Source organism: Halomonas chromatireducens, from assembly GCF_001545155.1.
Taxonomy (GTDB): Bacteria; Pseudomonadota; Gammaproteobacteria; order Pseudomonadales; family Halomonadaceae; genus Halomonas; species Halomonas chromatireducens.
The window spans coordinates 3,149,995-3,166,583 of the sequence record NZ_CP014226.1 but is presented as its reverse complement, the minus strand read 5'-3'; the positions used below and the strand labels follow the sequence as shown (position 1 = coordinate 3,166,583).

12 protein-coding genes and 1 pseudogene are annotated in these 16,589 nt (G+C 64.8%); 12 read left to right on the top strand and 1 reads right to left on the bottom strand.

Annotated features, from left to right (window positions below):
* The first annotated feature begins 22 nt into the window (after positions 1 to 22).
* The 8 genes from lpxD (at position 23) to tilS (ending at position 10,429) form a co-directional block, all read left to right on the top strand.
* Positions 23 to 1,063 (top strand): UDP-3-O-(3-hydroxymyristoyl)glucosamine N-acyltransferase, encoded by a 1,041-nt coding sequence (gene lpxD, locus LOKO_RS14610; RefSeq protein ID WP_066450966.1) that lies wholly within the window; start codon positions 23 to 25, stop codon positions 1,061 to 1,063.
* A gap of 122 nt (positions 1,064 to 1,185) precedes the next feature.
* The gene (gene fabZ, locus LOKO_RS14605; protein ID WP_066452379.1) at positions 1,186 to 1,629 is read left to right on the top strand and encodes a 3-hydroxyacyl-ACP dehydratase FabZ; all 444 of its coding nucleotides are present in this window, start codon (positions 1,186 to 1,188) and stop codon (positions 1,627 to 1,629) included.
* Positions 1,626 to 2,393: an acyl-ACP--UDP-N-acetylglucosamine O-acyltransferase gene (gene lpxA, locus LOKO_RS14600; RefSeq protein ID WP_066450961.1), complete on the top strand. Its 768-nt coding sequence runs from the start codon at positions 1,626 to 1,628 to the stop codon at positions 2,391 to 2,393. Before fabZ ends, lpxA begins: the two co-directional genes overlap by 4 nt.
* 12 nt (positions 2,394 to 2,405) lie before the next feature.
* Positions 2,406 to 3,692, top strand: a complete 1,287-nt coding sequence (lpxB, locus tag LOKO_RS14595; RefSeq protein ID WP_083517605.1) for a lipid-A-disaccharide synthase — start codon at positions 2,406 to 2,408, stop codon at positions 3,690 to 3,692.
* Positions 3,689 to 4,300, top strand: coding sequence for a ribonuclease HII (gene rnhB, locus LOKO_RS14590; RefSeq protein WP_066450959.1), 612 nt, complete (start codon positions 3,689 to 3,691; stop codon positions 4,298 to 4,300). Before lpxB ends, rnhB begins: the two co-directional genes overlap by 4 nt.
* A 184-nt stretch (positions 4,301 to 4,484) precedes the next feature.
* On the top strand, positions 4,485 to 7,985 hold the full coding sequence (dnaE, locus tag LOKO_RS14585; protein ID WP_066450957.1) for a DNA polymerase III subunit alpha: 3,501 nt from the start codon (positions 4,485 to 4,487) through the stop codon (positions 7,983 to 7,985).
* Positions 7,986 to 8,187: 202 nt separating this feature from the next.
* Positions 8,188 to 9,141 (top strand): acetyl-CoA carboxylase carboxyl transferase subunit alpha, encoded by a 954-nt coding sequence (gene accA / locus LOKO_RS14580; protein ID WP_066450955.1) that lies wholly within the window; start codon positions 8,188 to 8,190, stop codon positions 9,139 to 9,141.
* Positions 9,125 to 10,429, top strand: a complete 1,305-nt coding sequence (gene tilS, locus LOKO_RS14575) for a tRNA lysidine(34) synthetase TilS (protein ID WP_066450952.1) — start codon at positions 9,125 to 9,127, stop codon at positions 10,427 to 10,429. The genes accA and tilS overlap by 17 nt, the downstream gene beginning before the upstream one ends.
* Positions 10,430 to 10,463: 34 nt before the next feature.
* Here tilS and ppx read toward each other — a convergent pair.
* Positions 10,464 to 11,429 (bottom strand): annotated as a pseudogene (gene ppx, locus LOKO_RS14570) (exopolyphosphatase); the annotation flags it as partial.
* 481 nt (positions 11,430 to 11,910) lie between these two features.
* On the opposite strand from ppx, the gene rho reads away from it, so the two are divergent.
* The 4 genes from rho to folM all read left to right on the top strand — a co-directional run bounded on the left by rho (position 11,911) and on the right by folM (position 16,521).
* Positions 11,911 to 13,170 carry a transcription termination factor Rho gene (rho, locus tag LOKO_RS14565; protein WP_066450947.1) on the top strand — a complete coding sequence of 420 codons (1,260 nt, stop codon included), beginning with the start codon at positions 11,911 to 11,913 and terminating at the stop codon, positions 13,168 to 13,170.
* 365 nt (positions 13,171 to 13,535) lie between these two features.
* Positions 13,536 to 15,035: a 4-hydroxy-3-polyprenylbenzoate decarboxylase gene (gene ubiD, locus LOKO_RS14560; protein ID WP_066450945.1), complete on the top strand. Its 1,500-nt coding sequence runs from the start codon at positions 13,536 to 13,538 to the stop codon at positions 15,033 to 15,035.
* Positions 15,032 to 15,811, top strand: coding sequence for an NAD(P)H-flavin reductase (locus LOKO_RS14555; protein ID WP_066450943.1), 780 nt, complete (start codon positions 15,032 to 15,034; stop codon positions 15,809 to 15,811). Before ubiD ends, LOKO_RS14555 begins: the two co-directional genes overlap by 4 nt.
* Positions 15,808 to 16,521, top strand: a complete 714-nt coding sequence (gene folM, locus LOKO_RS14550) for a dihydromonapterin reductase (RefSeq protein ID WP_066450938.1) — start codon at positions 15,808 to 15,810, stop codon at positions 16,519 to 16,521. The genes LOKO_RS14555 and folM overlap by 4 nt, the downstream gene beginning before the upstream one ends.
* Positions 16,522 to 16,589 lie beyond the last annotated feature (68 nt).

Genomic DNA, 16,589 nt, shown 5'->3' with positions numbered 1-16,589 from the left:
CTCTGCTGACTATCGGGCCTTCATGACACAACCTGCTCTCCCACAGTTCACCCTCGCCGATCTCGCCGAAAAGCTCGGAGCGCGGTTGATGGGTGACGGCTCCCGCCGCATCTCGGGGCTGGCAACCTTGCAGGATGCCGGCCCTGAACAGATCGCCTTCGTGGCCAATCTCTCTTACCTGAAGAGTCTTAACAACACTCGTGCCGGTGCTGTCTTGCTCCACCCCGAGCACGCTAGCGAATGCCCGGTGGATCATCTCGAGCTCGACAACCCTTATCTCGGCTATGCCCATCTGTCGCGGCTATTCGATCCGTTCCTGGCCCGCCCGACCGGTGGTATTCACCCGACCGCCGTGGTGGCCGAAGACGCCCGGTTGGGCGTTGGGGTCGAGATAGGCCCCCAGGCCGTCGTCGAGTCCGGTGTTGAACTCGGCGACGAGGTCGTGATCGGTCCCGGCTGTGTCGTCGGGGTGAATTCACGCATCGGTGCCCGGTCACGCCTTCATCCCAACGTGACCGTCTGCCATGGTGTGACCATCGGCGAGCGGGCCATCCTGCACAGCAACTGTGTCATCGGTGGCGATGGCTTCGGTTTCGCCCATGACGGAAAGCGCTGGCACAAGATCGCCCAGCTGGGCGGCGTGGTGCTGGGTGACGATGTTGAAGTCGGCAGTTGCTCCAGCATCGACCGCGGGGCGCTGGACGACACGATCATCGGTAATGACGTCAAGATTGATAGCCAGGTGCAGATCGCCCATAACGTACACATCGGCGACCACAGTGCCCTTGCCGGCTGTGTTGGCATCGCCGGCTCGACCAGGGTGGGGAGCAACTGCATGCTCGGTGGTGGGGTGGGGCTCGCTGGCCATCTGACGATCTGCGACGGGGTACAGGTCACCGGCATGAGTCTGGTCACCAACTCGATTCATGAGCCGGGAGTGTACTCGTCGGGTACCGGCGCAATGCAAAATGCCCAGTGGCGCAAGAATGCGGTGCGCTTCAAGCAGCTCGACGATATCGCCCGCCGCCTGGCCAAGCTCGAAAAGCGCAACCAGGAGGGTTGAGACGAAGTCTGGCGACGTTATAATCCATCGCCTGCCTTTTCTTCCTGCAGGCACTTCGGAAAGCCGGATGCAACATGCCCATGCTGCTCCGGCTTTCCTACTTCCTTTCAGAGGTCGCTACGATGGTAATGGATATCAACGAGATTCGTGACTATCTGCCCCACCGATATCCTTTTTTACTGGTGGATCGGATCACGGAGCTGACATTCGGCGAAATGATCGTTGGCTACAAGAACGTCAGCATCAATGAGCCGTTCTTCAACGGCCACTTCCCGCATCACCCGATCATGCCTGGCGTACTGGTGCTCGAGGCCCTGGCTCAGGTGTGTGGCATCCTGGGTTTCAAGACGGTCAACAGGCTGCCCGCCGATGGCTATGTCTACTACCTCGTGGGTAGCGACAACGTGCGCTTCAAGCGCCCGGTCATGCCGGGGGACTGCCTGGTGCTGGAGGCTCGCGTGGAGCGTGAAAAGCGCGGCATCTGGAAATTCGCCTGCCGTGCTACCGTAGGGGGCGAGCTGGCCTGTGAGGCCGACATCATCTGTGCCGAGAGGAAGGTTGCTTGATACATACCACTGCCATCGTCGATCCCGGTGCGCGACTTGCCGAGGATGTCGAAGTCGGACCTTTTACCGTGATTGGTCCCGACGTCGAGATCGGGGCCGGTAGCCGGATAGGCTCCCATGTTGTGATCAAGGGGCCGACCGTGCTGGGCGCCCGCACTCGAATCTTCCAGTTCGCCTCGGTGGGTGAGGATTGCCAGGACAAGAAGTACGCCGGGGAGCCGACGCGACTGGTGATGGGCGACGATAACGTCATACGCGAAGGGGCAACGCTGCACCGTGGCACCGCCCAGGATCGCGGCGAGACTACCATCGGCTCGCGTAACCTGATCATGGCCTATGTCCACGTGGGGCACGACTGCCTTATCGGCAACGACTGCGTGCTGGCTAACCAGGTGACGCTGGCCGGTCATGTCACCCTGGGTGATTTCGTCATACTGGGTGGGCTCGCCGCGATTCACCAGTTCTGTCATTTCGGCTCCTATGCCATGGCCGGTGGCGGATCGATCATCACCAAGGACACCCCCGCCTTCGTGATGATCAACGGCAACCCGGCCAAGCCCCATGGGCTCAACCTCACGGGCCTCAAGCGCCGCGGTTTTTCGAAAGAGGCGATCCTGGCGCTGAGCGAGTCCTATAAGCTGGTCTATCGGCAGGGATTGACCGTCGAGCAGGCCCTGGCAGCAATTCGCGGCCGTTTCTCTCTCCCTGAAACCGATGCCTTTGTCGCCTCCATCGAGGTGTCGTCCCGTGGCATCGTTCGCTGACGTGATACGGCCATGACGGTAAGACGTGTCTACATCGTGGCCGGTGAGCTTTCCGGTGACAATCTGGGCACTGGCCTGATGCGCGCCCTGAAGGCCCGTCACCCGGACGTGGAATTCCGCGGCATCGGTGGGCCGGGAATGATCGGCGAGGGCATGGATAGCCGCTTTCCCCTGGAAACCCTCTCGGTGATGGGACTGGTCGAGGTGATCAAGCACCTCCCCGAGCTGATCCGCGTGCGCCGCTCACTCAGGGCCGACGCCCTGGCCTGGCAGCCGGATATCATGATCGGTATCGATGCTCCCGACTTCAATCTCGGCCTCGAGCGCCAACTGCGCGAGGCGGGCATCACCACCGCGCACTATGTCAGCCCCCCGGTGTGGGCCTGGCGCCAGGGGCGGGTCAAGGGTATCGCCCGCTCCGTCGATGCCATGCTCACCTTCCTCCCCTTCGAGGCTGCCTTCTACGCCCGCCACCGGGTGCCGGTGGCCTTCGTCGGCCATCCGCTGGCCGACGAGCTGCCGCTGACCAATGATCGCGCCTCGGCCCGGGCCGCGCTGGGGCTGGACGAGGACGCGGCGATTCTGGCCCTGCTGCCGGGGTCCCGTGCCAACGAGATCCGCTTTCTCGGCGACACCTTTCTCGACGCCGCCGAGCAGCTGTGCCGAACCCGTCCCGGGCTCAAGGTGGTGATCCCCGCGGCGACGCCCAAGCGGCTCGAAGAGCTGAGCGAGCTTCTGACGGCACGCCCCGGCCTCGCCGGTCGGGTGGTGCTGCTCGACGGCCTTGCCCGGGAGGCCATGGTCGCGGCCGACGCCGTGCTGCTGGCATCGGGTACCGCGGCGCTGGAGGCGATGCTCTGTCACCGTGCCATGCTGGTGGCCTACAAGATGGCACCGACCACCCACTGGCTGGCCAAGCGGCTGGTCAAGACGGAATGGATCTCGCTGCCCAACCTGATCGCGCGCGAGACTTTGGTACCCGAGCTGATCCAGGAAGATGCCAGCGCGTCGGCCATCGCTGCACGCCTCGGCGAGATGCTCGATGACGACGACTACCGCTTGGCGCTGGAGACGCGCTTCGCCTACATGCATGCCGGGCTGCAGCGCGATGCCAGTCGTCGCGCCTGTGATGCCGTCGAGGCGCTGGTGGAAGGGCGCGCGCTGCCCGAGAGCGTCTCGCCCGCCAGTGCTATCGCCGCTGCCGAGGCGGGGGCGAAACCAGGAGGTGCCCAGGTGGGAGTGGTGGGAGAGGAGAAGAGCCCGGCGCAGGCAGAGACGCGAGAGCGCACAGAGCGATGAAACCATATGACCTGCCACCCTTGACCATCGACTACCAGGGCACCCTGCTGGCGGGTGTCGACGAGGTTGGCCGCGGTCCACTGGTTGGCGCCGTGGTGGCCGCCGCCGTGATCCTCGACCCGGCCAGGCCCATTGCCGGCCTGGCCGACTCCAAGCAGCTCACGGCAGAACGTCGCGAACGGCTGGATGGAGAGATTCGTGAAAAGGCCCTGGCCTTTGCCGTGGCCGAGGCGTCGGTTGCCGAGATCGACGAACTCAATATCTATCACGCCACCCATCTCGCCATGCGCCGGGCCATCGATGCCCTGCCGCTGGCCGCGGAGTACCTGCTGGTGGACGGTAATCGCCTGCCCGGGCATCATGTTCCCGGCCAGGCGGTGGTGAAGGGCGATGCCCGCCACCCGGCCATTGCCGCGGCTTCGATACTCGCCAAGGTGACGCGCGATGCGCAGATGGTGGCGCTCGATGGCCTCTTTCCCGGCTATGGCTTCGCCCGCCACAAGGGCTATCCGACCCGTGAGCACCTGGCCGTCCTGGAGCGCCTGGGGCCGCTGCCTGAGCACCGCCGCTCCTTCGGCCCCGTCAAGCGCCAGCTGGCGCTGCTCTAGGCCAATGTTCAGTACTTCCGATATTGAGGAGCGCCGGGGACAGGTCGTAGCAGGGGTCTTTTGCCATGGATGGCAAAAGTAGCGTACAGGGAGGTATTTACAGCGCCCCTGCGGAGATCTGTCGCCGGATCAGCTCCGAGTAATGTCACCAGCACCACTTTTTGCTGCCAAATCTGAGTCCGCTATGACCACGCCCTTCGTACATCTTCGCGTTCACACCGAGTACTCGCTGGTCGACGGCCTGGTGCGTCTCAAGCCGCTGATCAAGGCCACGGCCGAGCGGGGCATGCCGGCCCTGGCCGTCACAGATGAGGCCAACCTGTTCGGACTGGTCAAGTTCTACCGTGGTGCCCAGGGTGCCGGGCTCAAGCCGATCATCGGCGCCGACCTGTGGCTGGCCAACCCCTTCGACGAGGGCCACCCCTACCGCCTGACCCTGCTGGCCATGAACGATATCGGCTACCGAAACCTAACCGAGCTGATATCCCGTGGCTGGATGGAGGGGCAGCGGCAGGGCCGGGCGCTGCTCGATCGCGCCTGGGTGCTCGAGCAGAGCGAGGGGCTTATCGCCCTGTCCGGCGCCCGCGACGGTGAGATCGGCCGTCATCTGCTCTCCGACCACCGGGACGAAGCCCGGGCGCTGCTGGACGAGTGGAACGCCGCCTTCCCGGGGCGCTTCTATCTGGAGCTGGTGCGTACCGGCCGGCCGCTGGAGGAGGAGTGCGTGCATCTGTCGGTGGCGCTGGCCATGGAGACAGGTACGCCGGTGGTGGCCACCAACGACGTGCGTTTCCTCGAGCGCGACGACTTCTGGGCCCACGAGACCCGAGTCTCCATCGGTGAGGGCCGTGCGCTCGACGACAAGCGACGCGAGCGGCGCTACACCGAGGAGCAGTACCTAAAGAGCCCCGAAGAGATGGCCGATCTCTTCTCGGATATCCCCGCCGCGCTCGAGAACAGCCTGATGATCGCCGCGCGCTGCAGCGTTGACGTGCGGCTGGGCGAGATATTCCTGCCCGAATTCGAGATTCCCGAGGGCATGACCCAGGACGAGTTCTTCCGCAAGGTCTCCCACGATGGCCTGACCGAGCGACTCGACTTCCTGTTCCCGGCCGAGCGCTACCCGCGGGACGGGGCGGAGTATGCCGAGATCGACGCCCGCTACCGCAAGCGCCTGGATTTCGAGCTCGATATCATCATCCAGATGGGTTTTCCCGGCTACTTCCTGATCGTGATGGACTTCATCCAGTGGGCCAAGGACAACAATGTCCCGGTGGGGCCGGGGCGTGGCTCCGGTGCCGGCTCGCTGGTGGCCTACGCCCAGAAGATCACCGACCTCGACCCGCTGGAGTATGACCTGCTGTTCGAGCGCTTCCTCAACCCCGAGCGGGTCTCGATGCCCGACTTCGACGTCGACTTCTGCATGGAGAAGCGCGACCGGGTCATCGAGTACGTGGCCGACCGCTACGGGCGCAACGCCGTGTCCCAGATCGTCACCTTCGGCACCATGGCCGCCAAGGCGGTGGTGCGCGACGTAGCCCGGGCCCAGGGCCGGCCCTATTCGCTCGGCGACAAGCTCTCCAAGCTGATTCCCTTCGAGGTCGGCATGACCCTGGCCAAGGCCATCGAGGCCGAGCCGGCGCTCAAGGAGTTCATCGACAACGACGACGAGGCCCAGGAAATCTGGGAGATGGCGATCAAGCTGGAGGGCATCACCCGCGGCACCGGCAAGCACGCCGGCGGCGTGGTGATCGCCCCCACCAAGCTTACCGACTTCGCACCGCTGCTGTGCGACGAGGAGGGCGCAGGCCTGGTCGTGCAGTTCGACAAGAACGACATCGAGGAGGCCGGGCTGGTCAAGTTCGACTTCCTCGGCCTGCGGACCCTGACCATCATCGACTGGGCGCTGGAGATGGTCGACAAGGTGCGTGCGGCGGCCGGCCAGGGACCGCTCAACATCGACACCATCCCGCTGGATGACGCCCCCACCTTCGAGATGCTCAAGCGCGCCGAGACCACGGCGGTGTTCCAGCTCGAATCCCGCGGCATGAAGGAACTCATCAAGCGCCTGCTGCCGGACTCGCTGGAGGACATGATCGCCCTGGTGGCGCTGTTCCGCCCCGGCCCCCTGCAGTCGGGCATGGTCGACGACTTCATCAACCGCAAGCACGGCCGCGCCGAGATCTCCTACCCCCACCCGGACTACCAGCACGAACTGCTCAAGCCGGTGCTCGAGCCCACCTACGGCATCATCCTCTACCAGGAGCAGGTGATGCAGATCGCCCAGGTGCTGGCAGGGTACAGCCTGGGACAGGCCGACATGCTGCGCCGGGCCATGGGCAAGAAGAAGCCGGAGGAGATGGCCAAGCAGCGTGCCGGCTTCATGGAGGGCTGTGCCGCCAACGGCATCGACAAGGAGCTCGCGGGCAATATCTTCGATCTGGTGGAGAAATTCGCCGGCTACGGCTTCAACAAGTCGCACTCGGCGGCCTACGGCCTGGTCTCCTACCAGACCGCCTGGCTCAAGTCGCACTACCCCGGCCCCTTCATGGCGGCGGTGATGTCCACCGAGATGGACAACCTCGACAAGGTGGTGCCGCTGATCGAGGAGTGTCGCCACCTGGGGCTGACCGTGACCCCGCCGGACGTCAACGGCGGCGGCTACAAGTTCACCGTCGATATCGAGGCGCGGGTGGTCTACGGCCTGGGCGCCATCCGCGGCGTGGGCGAAGGGCCCATCGGTGCCATCGTCGAGGCGCGTGAAGCCGATGGGCCATTCACCGATCTGTTCGACTTCTGCCGCCGGGTCGACCCCCGGCGCATGAACAAGCGTACCCTGGAGGCGCTGATCCGCTCCGGGGCGCTGGACAACCTCGGCCCCAACCGCGCGGTGCTCAGCGCGGCGATGGAAGCCGCGCTCAAGGCCGCGGCCCAGACCCAGGCCAACCAGAACCTGGGCATGATCGACATGTTCGGCGAGGCCTTCGCCGACGAGTCTGAGGTGGATCCCTACGAGGCCTATCGACAGACCCGCGAGTGGACCGACAAGGAGCGCCTGGCCGGCGAGAAGGAGACGCTGGGGCTCTACCTCACGGGTCACCCCATCGACGAGTACGAACAGGAGCTCAAGCGCTTCGTCTCGACGCGTATCAGTGACCTCAAGCCTTCCCGTGAGCCGCAGCGGGTCGCCGGCCTGGTGGTGGGGGTGCGTACCATGAAGTCCAAGCGCGGCGATACCATGGCCTTCCTGACGCTTGATGACCGTACCGGGCGCATCGAGGCCTCGCTGTTTGGCGAGATGTTCGAGGCGCTGCGTGGCCAGCTCGACACCGAGCAGGTATTGATTGTCGAGGGGGAGGTCTCCAGCGACGACTACTCCGGCGGGCTGCGCCTGCGCGGCAAGGAGATTACCCCCATGGTGGCGGCGCGCAGCCGCTACGGCGAGGCCGTGGAGCTCTCGCTGGACGGCGACCGGGTCAACGGGCGGCTGGTCGACAACCTCCGCGACAGCCTCTCGCCCTACTGCGACGCGAGCGGGCTGCCGGTCCGGCTGCGTTATCGCAACGGCGAGGCGGTCGGCTGGCTGGAGCTGGACGAGCAGTGGCGGGTAGCGCCCTGCGACGAGCTGCTGATCGCGCTGCGCGAGGTGCAAGGGCAGGACGGCGTGCGGCTGAAGTATCGCTAGGCATCGACTTGTGCCGGTCCAGCGAGGGGCGAGGGGCGAGGGGCGAGGGGCCCCGGCGCCCTCAAGCAGCGGTCACACTTCATGCCCTGCCTTGCGCAGCGCGTTGAGGGTGCGATAATGCCGACACTCGAATTTATGGCTTCCGGGGCAAGAAGCGGTCAATGTACCCCGGCGACAGCAATGACAAGGCGGCTTAGCCACTATGAATCCCAACTATCTCGATTTCGAACAGCCCATCGCCGAGCTTCAGGCCAAGATCGAAGAGCTGCGCCTGGTCGGCAACGACAGTCAGGTCAACCTCAGCGACGAGATCAGCCGGCTCGAAGAGAAGAGCCGCAAGCTCACGGAGTCCATCTTCAAGGACCTGAGCCCCTGGCAGGTGTCGCAGCTTTCGCGCCACCCGCAGCGGCCCTACACCCTGGACTACCTCGAGCACATCTTCACCGACTTCGATGAGCTGCATGGCGACCGTCGCTTTGCCGACGACCCGGCCATCGTCGGCGGAGTGGCGCGCCTGGACGATCGCCCGGTCATGGTGATTGGCCACCAGAAGGGGCGTGAAGTGAAGGAGAAGGTTCGCCGGAACTTCGGCATGCCCCGCCCCGAGGGTTACCGCAAGGCGTGCCGGCTGATGGAGATGGCCGAGCGCTTCAAGATGCCGGTGCTGACCTTCATCGATACCCCCGGGGCATACCCAGGTATCGACGCGGAAGAGCGCGGCCAGTCGGAAGCCATCGCCTACAACCTGGCGGTGATGTCGCGACTCAAGACTCCCATCCTCGCTACCGTGGTGGGTGAAGGCGGCTCCGGCGGAGCGCTGGCCATCGGCGTCTGCGACGAGCTGACCATGCTGCAGTACTCCACCTATTCGGTGATTTCCCCGGAGGGTTGCGCGTCGATCCTGTGGAAGAGCGCCGAGAAGGCTTCCGACGCCGCCCAAGCCATGGGCATCACCGCCGAGAGGCTCAAGGAGCTGGGTTTCGTCGACACGCTGATTCCAGAGCCGCTGGGTGGTGCCCACCGGCATCCTGTCGATACCGCCGAGCGGGTCAAGACGGCGCTGCTGGACAGTCTCGAGCGCTTGGAGGCCATGGATACTGAGGCCCTCCTGGAGCGCCGGTATGAGCGCCTGATGAGCTATGGCGCACCAGCATAAGAGAGAATCTCTTCAGGCTCTGATCGATGACGCCCTGGCGGAGACCCCGTCGGGGCGTGTCGTCTGGGTGGCCCTTTCCGGCGGACTGGACTCCTCGCTGCTGTTGACCCTGGCGGCGCATGCCATCCAGCGCCATCCCCGCCCGCTCTACGCGCTCCACGTGAATCATGGCCTGCAGGCTGGCGCCGATGACTTCGAGGCCCACTGCCGGCGGCTCTGCTCCCGTCTCGGGGTGCCGCTGTTCGTTGAGCGAGTTGACGTCTCGCTGTCGGGGGGGCTGGGCCTGGAAGGGGCGGCCCGTCAGGCTCGCTATTCGGCCTTCCAGCGCCGGGTCGCCTGCGGCGAGACCCTGTGGCTCGCTCAGCACCGCGACGACCAGGCCGAGACCTTCCTGCTCGCTGCCCCGCGCGGCAGCGGCGTGCGCGGCCTGGCGGGAATGCCGCCAGGCCGCGAGTGGCAGGGAAGGTGCCTGGTGCGCCCCCTGCTGGCGCGCTCCCGTGGCGAATTCGAAGCCGAGGCCCAGCGGATCGGGCTACGCTGGATCGAGGATCCATCCAACGCCGACGAGTCACTCGATCGCAACTTCCTGCGACGCAGCGTGCTGCCGCTGCTGCAGTCACGCTGGCCCCATGCCGGTGAGATACTGGCGCGCTCGGCAAGACAGGCTGGTGAAGCCGATGCGTTGCTCGACGAGCTGGCTGCGCTGGATCTCCAACGGCTGGGGGGGAACCCGGGGCAGCTGCCGGTGTCGGCACTCAACGCCTTGTCGCTCCCCCGCCAGCGGCTGCTGATTCGTCACGCCTGTCGTTCTCTATCGCTACCCACCCCTCCTGAGTTGCGCCTCGCCGCCCTGATGGCGCAGCTGTCGGCACGGCGCGATGCAGGGGTGCGGATCGATTGGCCGAACGGCGAAGCGCGTATCTGGCGAGAGTGCCTATACCTGCTTAGCCCGAGCGGCCCGATGCCAGAGGGGGGGAGGATCGACTGGGACGGGCTGCCACCCCTGGAGACTCATCTGGGACGTTGTGATCTCACGTTGCATCGCCGAGATGGCGGACCTGCCGAGTTTTGGCTCATGCTGCGCCAAGGCGGCGAGCGCCTGCGTCTGGCGGGGCGCGGTTCACGTGACCTGAAGCGCCTGCTCCAGGAAGCCGACTTGCCTCCTTGGGAGCGGGAGCGGCTGCTGGTGGCCTGGCACGGTGATGTGGTCGTGGCGGTGCTGTTGCCGGAGCAGAAACGCTGGCTGTTCGTTGCGGAGGGTTGGGACGCGGGGCCGGAGCATCACTGAAGGCGGCTCAGCTCCTGTCGCCGACGAAATCGCCATTTCGCGCCATCATGTCGTAGAGCACCCCCTCCCGCAGCGCACCATCGGCGTAACGCAGCCGAGTAAGGCCGAAGCTCTCGAAGATGGCACCAAGAATGGCTACGCCGGCAGGAAAGATACGGGTACGGTCGTGCTTGAGTCCCTCCATGGCGACGTTATCGAGATGCCCAAAGGCGATCAGCCGCTGGCGCAGTTCGAGTAACCCCCGGCGTGTGATGGTACCCTCCTCGGCACCGTCAAGATCACCGCTAGCCGCTAGGACTGAGGCGACGGCCTTGATGGTACCGCTGGAACCGACCGGGTCGGCCCATCCGAAGGCCTGATAGGCGCGGCTGACCCGGTTGCACGCGGCTTTCGCGGCTTGCTCGGCACGGCGCATGCTATCTTCACTGAGAGTCCCGTCCGCAAAATGTCGCCCGGTGAAGGTCACACAGCCGATGTCCAGACTCTCCAGATGCAGTGGCGCGAAGTTCTCGCCGATGGCGAACTCGGTGGAGCCGCCGCCGATATCGATGATCAGCCGCTTGCCGTTCTCGGCCAGGGCATGTGCCGCGCCCAGATAGATCAGGCGCGCCTCCTCACGGCCATCGATGATCTCGATGGGGCAGCCCAGCAATGATTCCGCGCGTTCGACGAAGGTCTGGCGGTTGCGTGCCGTGCGCAGTGCGCTGGTGCCCACGACCCGCAGTCGGCCCGGTGCGATGTCGCCCAACAGTGGCACGAAGCGAGCCAGGGAGCGCAGCGCGCGCTGCATAGCCTCCTCGCTCAATCGATTGGCCTGATCGAGTCCGGCGGCGAGCTGGACCTTCTCGCCCAGGCGTGCCACCGCCTGCAGCCTGCCCTCCTGGTAATTGGCGACCAGCAGGTGGAAGCTGTTGGAGCCTAGGTCGATCGCAGCCAGCCGCTGTCGAGGCGTGGCAGCGAGTGGCTTTTGTGGGCGAGGCCGTTCCATTGGCTGAGTCATCGAGGCATCCTGATGGCAGAGAGTCCAAGGTTGCGGCGACTCCCCTGTCGTGTCAATTAGCAGGGTGTGTCGGGTTATGGGGTTGCGTTCGTCGCCGCCCTTGACTAACATCGAGTCGTTCGCCTGTTCCGAATGCTTTCCGACCGAGACACGACGTCCGCGTCGCGGTCCTATATCAAGTCGTCAGACAGCCCCTTTTGTCGCTCGCTATCATGTGCCCGCAAGCCATGTTGGCATTTGAAGACGCCCAGGCGATTGTAGTCCAGGCGACAATTGTGCTGCTCCCTCGAACACGATACCGTTCCGGCGACCCTTCTAGTGCTGGTTAGTGCATGAAGTTAGGTCGTGATTTGCCGGTCATCACCTGCGAGTGGATGCCTTCCCAGGCTCTGAACGCACCCAAGCGGCGTACCGTTTTATCCCCCGTCACATTCACGGCGCCGTGCCGCCACGCTGACATGAGCAACTTCCGAACACACCGATGAATCTTACCGAACTCAAGCAAAAGACCGTCCCGGAGCTCCTGGAGCTTGCCCGCGAAATGGGCATCGACAACCTGGCTCGCTCGCGCAAGCAGGACATCATCTTCGCCATCCTCAAGAAGCACGCCAAGAGCGGCGAGGATATCTATGGAGATGGGGTGCTCGAAATCCTGCAGGACGGCTTCGGCTTCCTGCGCAGCGCCGACAGCTCCTACCTGGCCGGCCCCGACGACATCTATGTTTCGCCGTCGCAGATCCGTCGCTTCAACCTGCGCAAGGGCGATTCCATTTCCGGCAAGATCCGGCCGCCGAAGGAAGGGGAGCGTTACTTCGCGCTGCTCAAGGTCAGCCAGATCAACTTCGACAAGCCGGAAAACGCCAAGCACAAGATCCTGTTCGAGAACCTGACGCCACTGTTCCCCAACGAGCGGCTGCGCATGGAGATCGGCAACGGCTCCACCGAGGATCTGACGTCGCGCATCATCGATCTCACCGCACCCATCGGCAAGGGCCAGCGTGGCCTGATCGTCTCGCCGCCCAAGGCGGGCAAGACGCTGATGCTGCAGAACATCGCCACCTCGATCACGCGCAACGACCCCGACTGTCACCTGATCGTGCTGCTGATCGACGAGCGCCCCGAGGAAGTGACCGAGATGTCGCGCACGGTGCGCGGCGAAGTGGTCGCCTCGACCTTCGACGAGCCGCCGGCCCGTCACGTCCAGGTCGCCGAGATGGTCATCGAGAAGGCCAAGCGCCTGGTGGAACACAAGAAGGACGTGGTGATCCTGCTCGACTCCATCACTCGCCTGGCGCGCGCCTACAACACCGTGGTGCCCAGCTCCGGCAAGGTGCTCACCGGCGGTGTCGACGCCCACGCCCTGGAGAAGCCCAAGCGTTTCTTCGGCGCCGCGCGTAACATCGAGGAGGGCGGCAGCCTGACCATCATCGCCACGGCGCTGGTGGATACCGGCTCCAAGATGGACGAGGTGATCTTCGAGGAGTTCAAAGGCACCGGCAACATGGAAGCCCACCTGGACCGCAAGCTCGCCGAGCGTCGCGTCTACCCGGCGATCAACATTCGCCGTTCCGGCACCCGCCGAGAGGACCTGATCGCCTCCGAGGACGAGATGCAGCGCATGTGGATCCTGCGCAAGCTGCTCAACCCGATGGAAGATACCGCGGCGACCGAGTTCCTGATCGACCGACTCAAGGATACGAAGACGAACCTCGAGTTCTTCGAGGCAATGAAGAGACGCTGATTCTGGCCTGCTGCGCTCGACGATACGGCGTTGGAAAACAGCTCAAGCTGCTCATTTACTAAAGTAAACTCCGCGCTTTCGCTGTTTTCCGCCTTGTCTCGTCTTCGCTCGCGACGGCCAGTTCTCAACTCTTTGAGGACTTTGTCGAGGTGAGCGGTGCCGGGGACAGGCCGGAGAGGAGGTCATTCTTCAGGGATGAAGAATGTAGCGCCCAGGGAAGGGTTTACAGCGCCTTCTCGAAGGCCTTGTCGCCGGGTAAGCCGCGGTTGCTTGACTGGCTTGGATGACGGGACGGCGGGTAAGAGAAAGGGGCGGCATGCTATGCTGCCCCTTTCGTCGTTCGGGTAACGGGATGGGATTGGTTCATGAAATACAAGGATCTACGGGATTTTATCGCCGCGCTGGAGGCTCAGGGCGAGCTGGTTCGCGTCTCGGCCGAGGTCGATCCCTACCTGGAAATCACCGAGATCTGCGACCGCACCCTGCGCGCCGGTGGCCCGGCGCTGCTGTTCGAGAACGTCAAGGGTCACGACATGTCGCTGCTCGGCAACCTGTTCGGCACGCCGAAGCGGGTCGCCCTTGGCATGGGTCAGGACAGCGTCGAGGCGCTGCGCGAGGTGGGCAAGCTGCTCGCCTTCCTCAAGGAGCCTGACCCGCCCAAGGGCATGCGTGACGCCTGGGACAAGCTGCCGATCTTCAAGCAGGTCATGAGCATGGGACCCAAGACGGTGCGCAGCGCTCCGGTGCAGGAGGTGGTGTTGGAGGGCGACGACGTCGACCTCGGCCGCCTGCCGATCCAGCACTGCTGGCCAGGCGATGTCGCCCCCCTGGTGACATGGCCGCTGGTGGTCACCCGTGGGCCGCACAAGAAGCGCCAGAACCTGGGTATCTATCGCCAGCAGAAGCTCTCCCGCAACCGACTGATCATGCGCTGGCTGTCACACCGGGGTGGAGCGCTCGACTTCCAGGAGTTCCAGCAGACGAACCCGGGCGAGCCCTTCCCGGTGGCGGTGGCGCTGGGCGCCGATCCGGCCACCATCCTGGGTGCGGTCACCCCGGTGCCTGACTCGCTCTCCGAATACGCCTTCGCCGGACTCCTGAGGGGCTCGCGCACCGAGCTGGTCAAGTGCGGTCATGCCGACCTGCAGGTGCCGGCATCGGCTGAGATCATCCTGGAGGGCTTCATCTACCCGGACGATACCGCGCCGGAAGGCCCCTACGGCGATCACACCGGCTACTACAACGAGGTCGACGAGTTCCCGGTCTTCACGGTCACGCGCATGACCATGCGGAAAGACGCCATCTACCACTCGACCTACACCGGACGGCCGCCGGACGAACCGGCCATTCTTGGCGTGGCGCTCAACGAGGTCTTCGTGCCAATCCTGCGCAAGCAGTTTCCCGAAATTACCGACTTCTATCTCCCGCCGGAGGGCTGCTCCTACCGCATGGCGGTGGTGACCATGAAGAAGCAGTACCCGGGTCACGCCAAGCGGGTGATGATGGGGGTGTGGAGCTTCCTGCGCCAGTTCATGTACACCAAGTTCGTGGTGGTGCTGGACGACGACGTCAGCGCCCGTGACTGGAAAGACGTTATCTGGGCCATCACCACGCGGATGGACCCTGCCCGGGACACCGTACTGGTGGAGAATACGCCCATCGATTACCTCGACTTCGCCTCCCCGGTGGCGGGACTGGGTTCCAAGATGGGCCTCGACGCCACCGCCAAGTGGCCCGGCGAAACCGATAGAGAGTGGGGCACGCCCATCGTAATGGACGAGGCCGTCAAGGCCCGTGTCAGCGAGCGCTGGAACGATCTGGGCATCGCGCTGCCTTCCAACCCTGATGACAAGAGGCATTCATGACGGCAAGGACCCTGACCTGCCAGGTGACGGCAGTGGAGGATCTCACTCCCGACGTGTTCCGCGTCCGGCTGGAGGGACGCCCCGAGGCCATGGCCCACGACCCCGGCCAGTACCTCGAGCTGGCGCTTGACGATGACACCTGGGTGCCGTTCTCCATTGCCAGCGCCCATGGCGGTGACGGCACCCTCGAACTGCATATTCAGCATTGGCCGGAGCGTGAGAACTCCGAGCGCCTGCGCAACCTGGTCGTGGTTGCCCGGCACCTGACCCTGCGCATGCCGGGAGGCGACTGCGTGCTGGACAGTACCAGCCGGCGGCCGCTGTTGCTGATTGCCGCGGGGACCGGCTTCGCCCAGATGAAAGCCATCGTCGAGGCCTCGCTGCACGAGTCCCCGGAGCGACCCATCGACCTCTGGTGGGCGGCGCGGGAGCGGCGTGACCTCTATCTCGAGGGCCTGGCGCGAGAGTGGGCCGAGAGCCACGAGAATGTTCGCTTCCATGTGGTCACCGAGGTGGCGCCGGAGACGCCGGTAGCCGGTGAGCGCGTCCAGGGGCATCGGGGACGCATCGACCAGGCGCTGGCGGAGGGGCTCGACGATATCTCCGGCCATGACGTCTACCTCTCCGGGTCGCCGGGCATGGTCTACGCTTGCGTCGATGTGCTGGCCTCGCTGGGGCTAACTGCCTCCCGGGTCTTCTCCGATGTCTTCGCCTATGCGCCGCGCCAGCCGCTGGTGCCTACGGCCGGCGTGCTCAGGCGGGAGGGCGGTAGGTGAGCGCCTCGCCGATCCTGATCACCGGTGGCGCGCAGCGTGTGGGGCGCCACTGTGCCGAGCGGCTGGCCGAGGACGGGCATCCCGTGATCATCAGCTACCGCCGCGAGCGGGCCGAGCTGGAAGCACTGCGCGAGCGGGGCATCGTGGCACTCGAGGCCGACTTCTCCACCGAAGCGGGTATCCTCGACTTTATCGCCCGCCTCAAGATCGAGACATCGTCGCTGAGGGCCATCGTGCATAATGCCAGCGACTGGGCGCCGGACTCGGCCGGCGCTCAGGCGGGGGCGACCTTCGAACGGCTGTTCCGCATTCATATGCAGGCGCCCTACCTGGTCAACCTGCACTGCCGTGAGCTGCTGGACGCCTGCGGGGAGCCTCAGCGCGATATCGTGCATATCTCCGATTACGTCGTGCAGAAGGGTTCGAGGAAGCACGCCGCCTATGCTGCCACCAAGGCGGGGCTGGAGAGTCTGACGCTCTCTTTCGCGGCCATGTACGCCCCGTCGATCCAGGTCAACGGCATTGCCCCGGCCCTGATCATGCTCAATGAGGGCGATGATGAAGCCTACATCGAGAAGGTGCGGGCCAAGTCCGCCATGGGCACGGTGCCGGGACCTGGCGTGATCTACCAGAGCCTGCGTTACCTGCTCGACAACCGTTATGTCACCGGGATTACCCTGCCGGTCGATGGCGGCCGGCATCTTCGCTAGACTGTCAGTCATGGACACCAAGCCCTGCCGGCGTCGTACCATGGCAGAGAGCAAACGATCTAGCTGAG

Excerpts from the sequence above, each read along its gene's own strand:
- dnaE (WP_066450957.1), top strand. The coding sequence starts at position 4,485 with ATGACCACGCCCTTCGTACATCTTCGCGTTCACACCGAGTACTCGCTG.
- accA (WP_066450955.1), top strand. The coding sequence starts at position 8,188 with ATGAATCCCAACTATCTCGATTTCGAACAGCCCATCGCCGAGCTTCAG.
- LOKO_RS14555 (WP_066450943.1), top strand. The coding sequence starts at position 15,032 with ATGACGGCAAGGACCCTGACCTGCCAGGTGACGGCAGTGGAGGATCTC.
- ubiD (WP_066450945.1), top strand. The coding sequence starts at position 13,536 with ATGAAATACAAGGATCTACGGGATTTTATCGCCGCGCTGGAGGCTCAG.
- fabZ (WP_066452379.1), top strand. The coding sequence starts at position 1,186 with ATGGTAATGGATATCAACGAGATTCGTGACTATCTGCCCCACCGATAT.
- lpxD (WP_066450966.1), top strand. The coding sequence starts at position 23 with ATGACACAACCTGCTCTCCCACAGTTCACCCTCGCCGATCTCGCCGAA.
- lpxB (WP_083517605.1), top strand. The coding sequence starts at position 2,406 with ATGACGGTAAGACGTGTCTACATCGTGGCCGGTGAGCTTTCCGGTGAC.
- rnhB (WP_066450959.1), top strand. The coding sequence starts at position 3,689 with ATGAAACCATATGACCTGCCACCCTTGACCATCGACTACCAGGGCACC.
- rho (WP_066450947.1), top strand. The coding sequence starts at position 11,911 with ATGAATCTTACCGAACTCAAGCAAAAGACCGTCCCGGAGCTCCTGGAG.
- tilS (WP_066450952.1), top strand. The coding sequence starts at position 9,125 with ATGGCGCACCAGCATAAGAGAGAATCTCTTCAGGCTCTGATCGATGAC.